The following is a 12,127-nucleotide window of genomic DNA, read 5'->3' as shown; positions in this document are numbered from 1 at the left end:
TGGAGGGCAGGGGTTGCGCCCCGTATGATCTCAGCAATGACAAGACGAGGAGGGGACGATGGTGGACTTTTTGCGGACTGTGAATGTGAGCGGAGGCGGGGCGTGATGCGCTGGGCAGTCCTGCCCGTGGCCTTGTGCGCGGCGGTGCTGGCAGGATGCGCAACGACGCAGGCACCGACCTCGCCGGTCACGAGTTCGATCGGCAACTTCCCCGATCCCTTCGTGCTACCCGACGCCGGCGGCTACTATGCCTACGCCACCAACGGCGACGGCAAGAACCTGCCGACCCTGCATTCGCGCGACCTGCAATCCTGGCGCGCGCTGCCGGACGCGATGCCGGTACTGGCCAGCTGGGTGCGCAAGGAAGTGCCGCACGTCTGGGCGCCGGAAGTCATCAAGCTCGGCGAGCGCTACGTGCTGTACTACACGGCGCACGACCTGGCCTCGGACCGCCAGTGCGTGGGCGTGGCGGAGTCGAATTCGCCCGCCGGCCCCTTCGTCGACAAGGCCAGCAAGCCGCTGATTTGCCAGGCCGAGCTGGGCGGCACCATCGACGCCAGCCCCTTCCTCGAAGGCGGGCGGCTCTACCTGTACTTCAAGAGCGACGGCAACTGCTGCAACCAGCCGACCCACATCTTCGTGCAGGAACTGCAGCCCGACGGCCTGGCCGTGACAGGCCAGCCGACCTGGTTGCTGACGAACGGCCGCAGCTGGGAAGGCAAGGTGATCGAGGCGCCGACCATGGTGCAGCGTGGCGGCAAGTACACCCTGTTCTACTCGGCCAACGACTTCGGCAACGGCACCTATGCGGTGGGTTACGCCACCTGCGCCGGCCCGGTCGGCCCCTGCCAGCCGGCCGACGACTCGCCTTTCCTGAAGAGCCGCGCCGAGCGCAACCTGTACGGCCCCGGCCACCAGGTGGTGTTCCGTGTGGGCGAACAGGACTTCATCGCCTATCATGCGTGGGAACTGAAGCCTGACGGCACCCGCGCCGAGCGGCGCTTCCTCTACATCGACAAACTCGACTGGGTGGACGGCAAGCCGGTGGTGAAGGGCACGACCCTGATCAGGTAACAGACATGGCGCACCGGCCGGCACAGGCCGGGCGCGAGAAAAAAAGCGGAGAAAACGGAGACATCGTGGCGCAACGCAGACGTTTTATCGCGGCTTCCCTGCTGCTGGGCATGGGTGCCCCCCTGGTGGCGCGGGCGCAGCGGCCCACGCAGCGGCCTATCGAGATACGGATGTGGACCCTGCTCAGCGGCGGCGACGGCGCCCGCATGCGCGCGCTGGTCGAGGACTTCAACGCCAGCCAGCGCGCCGTGCGCGTGACCAGCACCACCCTGAAGTGGGGCGAGCCTTTCTACACCAAGCTGATCACCTCGTCGGTGGTCGGCGCCGGTCCCGACATCGCCACCGTCCACCTGTCGCGCCTGCCCAACCTGGCCGGCGGCGGCGTGCTGCGCCCGATCGGCGACGCCGAGCTGGCGGCGGCCGGGCTGCGCGGCAGCGACTACTTCCCGCGCCAGTGGGAAAAATCGCGCTACGAAGGCCGCAACTACGCCATCCCGCTCGACATGCACCCGATGGTCATGTACTACAACAAGACCCTGGCCGGCAAGGCGGGGCTGCTCGACGGCGCCGGTGTGCTCAAACCCATCGTCGGCTACGAGGCCCTGACGGCCGCCTTTGCCGGCGTGCGCGAGCGCAGCGGCAAGGCCGGCCTGGCGATGGAAGCGAGCCAGGGCTCGTACGCCATCTGGCGCCTGTGGCTGTCGCTGCTGAACCAGCGCAAGGCCACGCTGATCGAGAACGGACGCTTTGCCTACGGCCGCGCCGGCGTCGAGGAACTGGCCAAGGTCAGCGCCTGGTTCACGCGCGGCTATGGCCCGGCCGGCCTCGATTATCCGGCCTCGACCAGCCAGTTCATGGGCGGCGGCGCCGGCTTCATGCTCAACGGCGTGTGGGAAGTGCCGGAACTGGTGCGCGCCACGCGCCAGCGCACGCTCGGCTTCGAGTACGGCATCGTGCCGCTGCCGCGCCTGTACCAGGACGCCAGCGTCTGGACCGACTCGCACGCATTCGCCATGCCCTCGAACGAGGGCAAGCCCATCGACCCGGCCAAGCTGCAGGGCGTGCTCGCCTTCATGGCCTACGTTAGCCGTCATTCGATGGGCTGGGCCGAAGGCGGCCACGTGCCGGCCTACCGCCCGGTGGCCGAATCGCCCGCGGCCAGGGCGCTAATGCCGAACGCCCTGTATGCCGAGGCCGCGCAAAACGTGGTCTACGACCCCGACGGCTGGTACATGGGCGCGGCCGGGCCGGTCGAGGCCATGGCCTCGAAATTCATGCCGGGCGCGTTGTCCGGCCAGCTGACCCCGGCCGAAGCGCTGGACATGTTCGAGAAAGAGGCTTCGCGCCTGCTGCGTAAACGCCCGCCGCGCTACTGATTGCCACCCATGGAAACCACGACCTTGACACCCGCCGCCGGGGCGCGCACCAGGAAACACGCCGAGGGCCGCCGGGAAGGCATCCCCGCCGCGCTGCTGCTGGCGCCGTTCGCCGCCGCCTTCTTGCTGTTCTTCCTGCTGCCGGCGCTGCATACCTTCTACATGAGCCTGACCGAGAGCAGCCTGACGCGCACCAGCGCGTTCGTCGGCCTGGCCAACTACGCGACCCTGGTGCAGGACCCCTCGTTCTGGTCTTCGCTCTGGAACACCTTCTACTTCGCGCTGTTGACCGTGATTCCGCTCACGGCGCTGGGCCTGGTGATGGCGCTGCTGGTGAACCGTTTCGTGCGCTTCCAGTCCTGGCTGCAGGGCGCCTTCTTCCTGCCCTACGTGCTGCCGATCTCGGTGATGACCCTGATCGCCGACTGGATGCTGCAGCCTTCGTCGGGCGTGATCAACCACATCGTCGGCGGCCAGAATGCCTGGCTGTCCGACGTGCACTGGGCGCTGCCGGCGGTGGCAATCGGCACCATCTGGTGGACGGTCGGCTTCAACATGCTGATGCTGCTGGCCGGCCTGCGCAATATTCCCGGCGAGCTGTACGAGGCCGCGGCCCTGGACGGCGCCAGCGGCTTCACGCTGTTTCGCGCCATTACCTGGCCGTCCCTGAAACCGGTGGTCGGCACCGCGCTGCTGATCCAGCTGATCGCCTCGCTCAAGGTGTTCGGGCAAACCTATATCCTCACCAGCGGCGGGCCCTACAACACCAGCCGCGTCACCCTGCACTATATGTACGAAACCGCATTCACCCAGAGCGACGCCGGCTACGCGGCCGCCGTGGCCATGGCCTTCATGTTCGTGGTCATCGCGCTGTCGCTGCTGGCGCGCATGGTGGCGAGGAGGGCGGCATGAGCGTGCGCTTCCATATCATGCGCTCCCAGCTCGGCTGGACCGTCGCCGCCGTGCTGGCCAGCGTGGTGCTGATGGCCCTCTGGCTGTTCCCCCTGCTGTGGGCCCTGTCGACGGCGCTGCGGCCCGAGCACGAAACCGTGTCCGCCGTGTTCCACTGGCTGCCGCAAACCTGGACCCTGGACGCCTTTGCCAAGACCCTCAGCGCCGGCAACGTGCCGCGCTGGCTGTTCAACAGCACCCTGGTCGCCTTTTTGGTGACGGTAGTGACGATGGCGATCAGCCTGATGGCCGCCTACGCCTTTTCGCAGCTGCGCTTCCGCGGCCGCGCGCTGCTGTTCGGCGCCGCCATGCTCGCCTTCCTGCTGCCCTTCGAGGCGCTGCTGGTGCCGCTGTTCCGCACCATGCACCAGCTGGGCATGATCAACAGCTACGCCGGCCTGGTGCTGCCGCAGGTGGTGTCGCCGGTGGTCATCTACGTGTTCAAGCAGTTCTTCGATGCGATTCCGGCCGACTTCCGCGAGGCGGCGGTGATGGACGGCGCGAACCCCTTGCGCGTGCTGTGGAGCGTCTATTTACCGATCTCGGGCAACATCGTCTGGGCGATGGCGATCGTCACCTTCATCGGCGCCTGGAACAACTTCCTCTGGCCCTTCATCATCGTCACCTCGAACGACATGATGACGATCCCGCTCGGCCTGACCCAGACCTACGACGCCTTTGGCGTGCGCTATGCCCAACTGATGGCGGCGGCGCTGCTGGGCGCCTTGCCGGTGGCGCTGGCCTACGTCGTGTTCCAGCGCCGGGTAACCCAGGGCTTCCTCGCCGCGAGCGGGCTCAAGGGATAAGAACATAAAGGAGTCATCATGGCATCGGTCAGCCTTCGCGGCATCAAGAAACAGTACGAAAAGAACAGCGTCATCAAGGGCGTGGACCTGGAGATCGCGGATGGCGAATTCGTCGTCTTCGTCGGGCCTTCGGGCTGCGGCAAGTCGACCCTGCTGCGCATCATCGCCGGCCTGGAAGACATCACCGAGGGCACGCTCGACATCGGCGGGCGCGTGGCCAACGACATCGAGCCGGCGCGGCGCGGCATCGCCATGGTGTTCCAGAGCTATGCGCTGTACCCGCACATGAGCGTGGCCGAGAACATGGGCTTCGCCCTGAAGCTGGCCAAGGTGCCCAAGAGCGAGATCGCCGAGCGGGTAGGGCGCGCCGCCGAGATCCTGCAGATCGCGCATCTACTGGAACGCAAGCCCAAGGCGCTGTCGGGCGGGCAGCGCCAGCGCGTGGCGATCGGGCGCGCCATCGTGCGCAAACCCGAGGTCTTCCTGTTCGACGAGCCGCTGTCGAACCTGGACGCGGCATTGCGCGGGCAAACGCGCGTGGAACTGGCGCGCCTGCACCGCGAACTGAAAAGCACCATGATCTACGTGACCCACGACCAGGTCGAGGCCATGACCCTGGGCCAGAAGATCGTGGTGCTGAACGGCGGGCGCATCGAGCAGGTGGGCACGCCGTCGGACTTGTACGAGCGCCCGGCGAACAAGTTCGTGGCCGGCTTCCTCGGTTCGCCGCGCATGAACTTCTTCGAGGCCACGCTGGCCGGGCAGGGCACGCGCAGCGCCAGCGTGCAGCTGGCGAGCGGCGAGCGGGTAGAGGTGGCGGCCGACGTGGCGCGCGCGGGCGCCGGCGCCCGCGTCACCCTGGGCGTGCGGCCCGAGCACCTGCAGCTGGCCCGGCCCGGCCTGGAGGGCGGCGGCATCGCGGCGACGGTGGCGCTGGTCGAGTACCTGGGCGACGTCACCCTGGTGTATGCCCAGGTGGGCGAGGGCGGGGAGATGGTGGCGGTGAAGACCGATGCCGATTCCGCGCCACCGGCCCTGGGCAGCCGGGTCGAACTGGTGTTCCCGGCCACGCGCGCCTTCCTGTTCGATGCCGACGGCCGCGTGTTCGCGCCAGGCTGGGTGGCCAGCACGGCCGAACCGGTAGCACAGATTCCATAAGGCGCCTGGAACTGTGTCATTCGTGCGTCAGCCATGACGATTTCAGATAGCTCTAGCGTGTTTCGTTATTGGTGGCGCCCTGCTTGCTCTTTTAGTATTTGATGAGGCCTGGGGCCGGCAACGACCGGCGGGCACGTGGTTTCTCATAATAAATTCAGGAGACATGCATGACACGATTCGAAGTCAAGCCGATTTGCGCGGCGATCATGTTGCTGACGGCAACCAGCGCATCGGCGCTGGCGCAAACCGCTACCGATAACACGCCTGCTGCCACCAGCACTAGTGCCAGTACCGGCGCCAGCTCCAGCACCGGCGCCAGCCCGAGCACCAGCGCGGGCGCCAGCGCGGCCGGCAGCACCGGCGCGGGCGCCGAGGCCCCACAAGCCCAGCAGACCGGGCAGTCCGTTCCCGCCACCGCCCAGCCCGCACCCGAGGTTGCGCAGGCGGCTCCGGCCGTGGTCCAGGTGACCGGCCTGCGCGGCAGCCTGCGCTCCGCCGAGGCGATCAAGCGCGATTCGCTGCAGGTGGTCGACGCCATCAATGCCGAGGACATCGGCAAGTTCCCCGACCGCCAGGCCGGCGACGCCCTGCAGCGCGTGGCCGGCGTGCAGGTGGGCCGCGACCGCGGCCAGACCAGCACCGTCATCATCCGCGGCCTGCCGGACGTGGTGACCACCATCGACGGCAACGAGATCTTCACGGCGGCGGCGCGCCGCCTGTCCTACGAGGACTTGCCGGTGCAGTCGATCGGCGGCCTGGAAGTGTATAAATCGGCCACCCCGAACCAGCTCGAAGGCGGCATCGCCGGCGGCGTCAACGTGCGCCTGCGCTCGCCGTTCGATTCGAAAGGCTACAGCTTCACCGGCTACGTCGAAGACCGCATGAACAAGACCAACGGCAGCGACGCCAGCAAGGACACGCACAATCCGGGCGGGGGCTTCTCGGTCAGCAACCGCTGGGATACCGGCGTCGGCGAAATGGGCGCGCTGTTCGACGTCGCCGTCAACCGCGAAGACTGGACCTTCCCGGTGCAATGGGTCGACCGGCCGGAGAACGTGTTCGCCGTGGGCACGGACGGCAGCGCGCGGCGGCTCGGGAATACCGGACCATTCGCGCTGAACCCCGGCGAGACGCTGGGCCAACTGCCGAACATCGGCGGCATCTACAACAGCGGCACGCGCGAACGCCAGAGCATCCACGGCGCCTTCCAGTGGAAGATCAGCCCGCGCCTGCAAGCGACCGCGCAATACCTCGGCACCGGCTACCAGGGCCGCAATGCGGTCAACTACATCCTCGACATCGTGACCTGGGCGCCGCGCCTGAACAACGTCGTACTGGCGCCGCAAGGCAGCCATTGCAACACGCCGCGCGGGGTCATCTGCCCGATCATGTCGGCCGATGCGCCGGCCGCCCAGTTCAGCCCCAGCCCCTATGACTGGGACCCGTACATGGCAACCAGCACCTGGGGCCAGAAGGAACGCACCTACACCCACTTCCTGAACCTCGCCCTGCGCTACAACGATGGCCCGCTGACGGTGAACAACCACCTGGCCTACACCAAGTCGAAGTTCGTCAACGACACCCTGATCGTCGACCAGCAGGTGCCGGGCGCCAGCTCCAGCGTGTATGCCTACGGCCGCGACGGCCACGGCGGCTACAACACGGTCACCACCCCGGGCAGCGCGAACGCCCTGCGCGATCCGAACCAGTTCGTGTTGCGCGGCATGGTCCAAAACTGGAGCGAACAGGCCGGCAAGCAGGCGCAATGGCGTTCCGACGCCACCTACCGCCTCGGCGGCGACGGCTTCTTCAGGGCCGTGCTGGCAGGCGTGCGCCTGTCCGAACGCAAGGTCAGCAACCACAGCGCCGAACGCGCGTCCGACTTCAGCTCGGCCGTCCGTCCTACCCCGATCGGCCTGTTCGGACCATCCTTCGAGGAACTGGTGCCGGGCCTGGACCGCCTGGGCGGCCCCTGGTATACCCCTTCGGCCAGCTACCTGATCGAGAACCCCGACGTGGTACGCAATGCCTACGGCCAGCCGAGCGGCCGGGTGCCGGACGACCCCACGCGCCTGTTCGAGCAGCGCGAGCGCAACGCCACCTTCTACCTGTCCGGGCGCTGGGAAACCGACATCGGCGGCATCAAGGTCAGCGGCGAAGCCGGTGCGCGCGTGCTGAAGGACAAGCGCAAGCTGCGCGGCCAGAACCGCATCGGCGACGTGGTGACCGACGTCGACCTCTCGACGTCGGAGACCAACGTCCTGCCGAGCATCTCGGCGATCGTCAACTGGAACGAGCAGTGGCAGTCCCACCTTTCGGCCGGCAAGACCCTGACGCGTCCGGGCTTCCGCGAGCTGAACCCGGCGCTGTCGCTGGTGCCGCCGACCGTGAATGCGCCGGGCACCGGCGGCGCCGGCAATCCCGACCTGTCGCCGACCAAATCGAAGAACATCGACGCCACGCTCGAATACTATTTCGCGAAGAACGGCTATGCCCAGATCGCGCTGTTCCACCGTGACATCGACGGCTACCTGCAGAACTTCACCCAGGACGAGAGCATCAACGGCGTCACCTACCGCGTGAACCGGCCGCAAAACTCGGGCAAGGGCACGCTGCGCGGCGCCGAACTGAGTGCGCAGAAGTTCTTCGACTTCCTGCCTGGTTTCTGGCGCGACTTCGGTGTACAGGCCAACTACACCTGGATCGACGGCGATAACGAAACCAGGACGTCGCTGAACAGCGGCGCGTTCACCAAGACGGCCCTGGTCGGCGTGGCAAAGCAGAACTACAACGTCGCCCTGCTGTATGAAGGCAATGGCATCACCGGCCGCCTGGCCGCGACGCGCCGCGGCGACTACGTCGAGCAGATCGCCGAGCCGCCCTACGACCAGGACCGCGTGGTCAAGGCCACCACCTTCGTCGACCTGAGCATCGGCTACGAGCTGACCCCGAACGTGTCGCTGCACTTCGACGCGATCAACCTGACCAAGGCGAAGTTCGAGAGCGAGCTCGGCCCCTACCAGCCGCGCGACATCCGCTACAACATGACGACCTACGGTTTGAGCCTGCGCTACAAGATGTAAGACCCCGGCAAGACTGGCCGCCCGCATGCGTGGGCGGCCTTTCGCTTTTTCAGGAGACACGCTGTGCCCCGCACCTACCAGAACCCGGTCTATCCCCACACCATGGCCGACCCCTTCGTCCTGAAACACGAAGGCTTTTATTACGCCTACGGCACCGCGCCCGGCGGCGCCGACGGCCGCCAGATTCCCGTCCTGCGTTCGCCGGACCTGGTCGACTGGGAAGCGCTCGGCCATGCGCTCGAGCCCACCGGCGCCGCGCACTACTGGGCGCCCGAAGTCGCCTTCCACGAAGGCCGCTTCTACATGTACTACTCGTCGGGTTCGGCCGACGAAGGCACCGACCAGAAGCTTCGTGTGGCCGTATCCGACGATCCGGCCGGGCCCTTCGTCGATACCGGCAAGATCCTGGTGCCCGACCAGGCCTTCTCGATCGACGCCCATCCTTACCGCCACAGCGACGGCCAGTGGTACCTGTTCTATTGCGTCGACTTCCTGCACGTGGCGGACGACCACCGGGTCGGCACCGGCATCGTGGTCGACCGCCTGCTCGACATGGAAACGCTGGCCGGCCAGCCGCAGATGGTGGTGCGCCCGCACCAGGACTGGCACATCTTCCGCAAGGACCGCACCATGTACGGCAGCGTGTACGACTGGCACACGGTGGAAGGCGCGTCGGTGCAGGAGCACGACGGGCAGCTGTACTGCTTCTATAGCGGCGGCGCCTGGGAGCGCGAGAACTATGGCGTCAGCTACGTGATGGCCGAGCATCCGCTCGGGCCGTGGCACCGTCCCGAAGGTGGAGAGGAGGCGCTCCTGATGCGCAGCGTGCCGGGCGCGGTGATCGGGCCGGGGCACAATTCCTTCACCACCTCGCCGGACGGCAGCCAGACCTGGATCGTGTACCACGCCTGGGATGTGGCGCAGACCACGCGCCGCATGTGCATCGACCGTCTGCAGTGGCAAGGAAGCCGCCCGTTCACCTCGGGTCCGAGCACCGCACCCCAGGCGGCGCCGGGCATGTGAATAGCGCCTGCGAGGCGCGCGCGAATGCGCCTGCGCCGGTTGTCATGCGCGCAGCGGCCATGTATGCTGCGGCGGCGCCCGCTACGGGTAATCATCACGAGAGTTCACATTGAAGAAACTGGTTTCCTGCTGCCTCCTTGGCATGACGCTCACCCTCGGCCTGGCCGCCTGCAAGCGCTCCGAGACTCCCGCCGCGGCGGGCACCACAGCCGAAGCCCCGGCCGCCGCGGTCCCGTTCCAGAAGATCGATACCGTTGCCGGCTCGGGCAAGGAAGCGGTCAAGGGCGCGACCGCGGTCGTCAACTACACCGGCTGGCTGTACGAACCGAATGCGCCCCAGCAGCGCGGTAAGCAGTTCGATTCCTCGGTCGGACGCTCGCCGTTCAGCTTTAACGTCGGCGGCGGCCAGGTCATCACCGGCTGGGACGAAGGCGTGGCCGGCATGAAGGTCGGCGGCAAGCGCACCCTGATCGTCCCGGCGAGCATGGGCTATGGCGAAGGCGGGGCCGGCCCGATTCCGCCGAATGCCACGCTGGTGTTCGAGGTCGAACTGCTCGACGTGCAGTAATCGCGCGGCCGGCGGCCCGATCCGCCTCCAGCGTGTTCGCACGCAGCAGGATCGCAACGCTGGAGGGCGGCGCCGCGCACGCCAGGCCGGCAACGCGTTCATTGGCCATCGCGCCCGCCGTTGTCGAGACGATCGATTAGCCGGCGCAGCTCGCCCAGGTCGGCGTGGGACAGCTTGCGCCGGCTGCTGAAGTGCGCCACCAGCGGCGCGATGCGTCCGCCGAACAGGCGTTGTACCAGGTCTTCGCTCTCGCGCGCCAGCCAGGTTTCGCGCGGCAGGACCGCGCGGTACAGGAAGCGCCGGCCATCCTTTTCGGCGGCGATCGCCCCCTTCTTGAGCAGCCGGTTCAGCAGGGTCTTGACGGTGGCCGTTTGCCAGTGCTGGCTTTCAGCGAGGGCAACGACCACCTGCTCGGCAACGACCGGGCCGGGCGCACGCCACAGCACTTCCATGACGTGGGATTCGGCATCGCTGATATTGGCGGGATGGTGCACGGGAGCGTTCGACATGGGACATTATTTACATTTGTAATCGGAATAATGATTTCATCTGCCGACGGCAGTGTCAAGCGCCCGCGTGCAGGCTGCGGGCGCAGCGCCGGCGAGCCGGGCCCGCGACAGCCGCGAACCCGTTTATGATGAGCACTTTGCAAACAAACAGGGAAGCAGCATGGCGACCACGAACATGACGGTGGAGCAGGGCATTCGGACGGCCGGTGTCGGCAAGTTCCAGTACCGGCTGTTCGTCATCTTCGGCCTGGTCTGGATGGCCGACGCCATGCAGGTGCTGTCGATCGGCTTCAGCGCGCCGTCGATCGCCAGGACCTTCGGCCTCGCCATGCCCCAGGCGCTGGAGACCGGCACGGTCTTTTTTGTCGGCATGCTGATCGGGGCCTTTGCCTTCGGGCGCCTGGCGGACCGCATCGGGCGCCGGCCGGTACTGCTGGCAGCTGTGGTGCTGGACGCCTGCTTCGGCGTGGCCTCGGCCTTTGCGCCGGACTTCACCTGGCTGCTGGTGCTGCGCTTCTTCACCGGTATCGGCGTCGGCGGCACGCTGCCGGTCGACTACACGATGATGGCCGAATTTTTGCCGAGCGACCGGCGCGGGCGCTGGCTGGTGCTGCTCGAATCCTTCTGGGCGGTCGGCACGATCCTGCTGGCGGTCCTGGCCCTGGTGGCGGTGCGCTGGGGCGACGATGCCTGGCGCGTGATCTTTTTCGTCACCGGCTTGCCGGCCCTGGTGGGCGTGGTGCTGCGCCTGTCGGTGCCCGAGTCGCCGATGTACCTGAACCGCAGCGGCATGGGCGAAGAAGCGCGCGCCGTGCTGGAGCGGGTGGCCAGGGTCAACGGGCGCCAGGTGACGATCCCGCCGCTGCATGCGGAAACCCCGGTCAGGCATACGATGGCGTCGCTGTTCTCGTCGCAGCTGCGGCGCCGCAGCGTGTGCCTGTTCCTCGCGTGGATGCTGATCTCGATTGCGTATTACGGCGTGTTCGTCTACCTGCCGGTGCGGCTCAGCGCCGAGGGCTTCGGCTTCATGCGCGGCCAGGAATTCCTGATCCTGCTGGCGCTGGTGCAGTTGCCGGGCTTCGCGCTGTCGGCCTACGGCGTCGAGCGTTGGGGACGCAAGCCGACGCTGGTCGGCTTCCTGGTCCTGAGTGCGATCGGCTGCATGTTCTACAGTTTCGGCAGCGCCACCTTCGTGGTGGTGGGCTCGACCCTCCTGATGAGTTTTGCGCTGCTCGGCACCTGGGGCGCGCTGTATGCATTCACGCCCGAGGTGTATCCGACCGATTTGCGTGCCAGCGGCATGGGCCTGGCCGGCGCGGTGGCGCGCTTCGGCGGCCTGTTCGCGCCGGCGATCGTGGCGCCGGTGATGGCCACCCACTTCACGCTGGCGCTGGCCATGCTGGCCGGCTTCCTGGCGATTGGCGCCATCGCCATCCTGTGCGTGGACGTCGAGTCGCGCAACCTGGTGCTGGAATAAGGCGGCTGCTTATTTCAGCGCTTGTTCCACCGCTTTTTCCACTTGCGCCCGGCGTCATCGACACGATGAAGGTCTCGTCCTGGTAGCTGAAACGGTAACGCA

The 12,127-nt window shown here is 67.2% G+C and carries 10 protein-coding genes; 9 read left to right on the top strand and 1 reads right to left on the bottom strand.

The features are described from left to right. Window positions 1–105 precede the first annotated feature (105 nt). From ACWYRN_RS23525 to ACWYRN_RS23490, 8 genes are all read left to right on the top strand, one after another. The gene (locus tag ACWYRN_RS23525; protein ID WP_488690227.1) at window positions 106–1,074 is read left to right on the top strand and encodes a glycoside hydrolase family 43 protein; all 969 of its coding nucleotides are present in this window, start codon (window positions 106–108) and stop codon (window positions 1,072–1,074) included. A gap of 65 nt (window positions 1,075–1,139) precedes the next feature. Beyond that, window positions 1,140–2,450, top strand: a complete 1,311-nt coding sequence (locus ACWYRN_RS23520; RefSeq protein ID WP_488690226.1) for an extracellular solute-binding protein — start codon at window positions 1,140–1,142, stop codon at window positions 2,448–2,450. Between the two features lie 9 nt (window positions 2,451–2,459). Next, entirely contained in the window at window positions 2,460–3,362 is a 903-nt protein-coding gene (locus ACWYRN_RS23515) for a carbohydrate ABC transporter permease (RefSeq protein ID WP_488690225.1), read from the top strand. After that, a complete protein-coding gene (locus ACWYRN_RS23510) occupies window positions 3,359–4,207 on the top strand; it encodes a carbohydrate ABC transporter permease (protein ID WP_488690224.1) in 849 nt (282 codons plus the stop codon). The genes ACWYRN_RS23515 and ACWYRN_RS23510 overlap by 4 nt, the downstream gene beginning before the upstream one ends. Window positions 4,208–4,225: 18 nt before the next feature. Beyond that, on the top strand, window positions 4,226–5,365 hold the full coding sequence (locus tag ACWYRN_RS23505) for an ABC transporter ATP-binding protein (RefSeq protein ID WP_488690223.1): 1,140 nt from the start codon (window positions 4,226–4,228) through the stop codon (window positions 5,363–5,365). 167 nt (window positions 5,366–5,532) lie between these two features. Further along, window positions 5,533–8,448 (top strand): TonB-dependent receptor, encoded by a 2,916-nt coding sequence (locus ACWYRN_RS23500; protein ID WP_488690222.1) that lies wholly within the window; start codon window positions 5,533–5,535, stop codon window positions 8,446–8,448. A 63-nt stretch (window positions 8,449–8,511) separates the two neighbouring features. Further along, a complete protein-coding gene (locus ACWYRN_RS23495) occupies window positions 8,512–9,471 on the top strand; it encodes a glycoside hydrolase family 43 protein (RefSeq protein WP_488690221.1) in 960 nt (319 codons plus the stop codon). A 109-nt stretch (window positions 9,472–9,580) separates the two neighbouring features. Continuing rightward, complete coding sequence (locus ACWYRN_RS23490) at window positions 9,581–10,039, top strand: FKBP-type peptidyl-prolyl cis-trans isomerase (RefSeq protein ID WP_488690220.1); 459 nt, start codon at window positions 9,581–9,583, stop codon at window positions 10,037–10,039. 98 nt (window positions 10,040–10,137) lie between these two features. On the opposite strand, the gene ACWYRN_RS23485 is transcribed toward ACWYRN_RS23490, so the two are convergent. Further along, window positions 10,138–10,548 (bottom strand): BlaI/MecI/CopY family transcriptional regulator, encoded by a 411-nt coding sequence (locus ACWYRN_RS23485; protein ID WP_488690219.1) that lies wholly within the window; start codon window positions 10,546–10,548, stop codon window positions 10,138–10,140. A 160-nt stretch (window positions 10,549–10,708) separates the two neighbouring features. On the opposite strand from ACWYRN_RS23485, the gene ACWYRN_RS23480 reads away from it, so the two are divergent. Then, the gene (locus ACWYRN_RS23480; RefSeq protein ID WP_488690218.1) at window positions 10,709–12,025 is read left to right on the top strand and encodes an MFS transporter; all 1,317 of its coding nucleotides are present in this window, start codon (window positions 10,709–10,711) and stop codon (window positions 12,023–12,025) included. The last annotated feature ends 102 nt before the right edge of the window (window positions 12,026–12,127 follow it).

It is taken from the genome of Massilia sp. BAP21, from assembly GCF_057801335.1.
The sequence above is the reverse complement of the archived record's forward strand: the minus strand, read 5'-3'. Positions and strand labels throughout refer to the sequence as shown.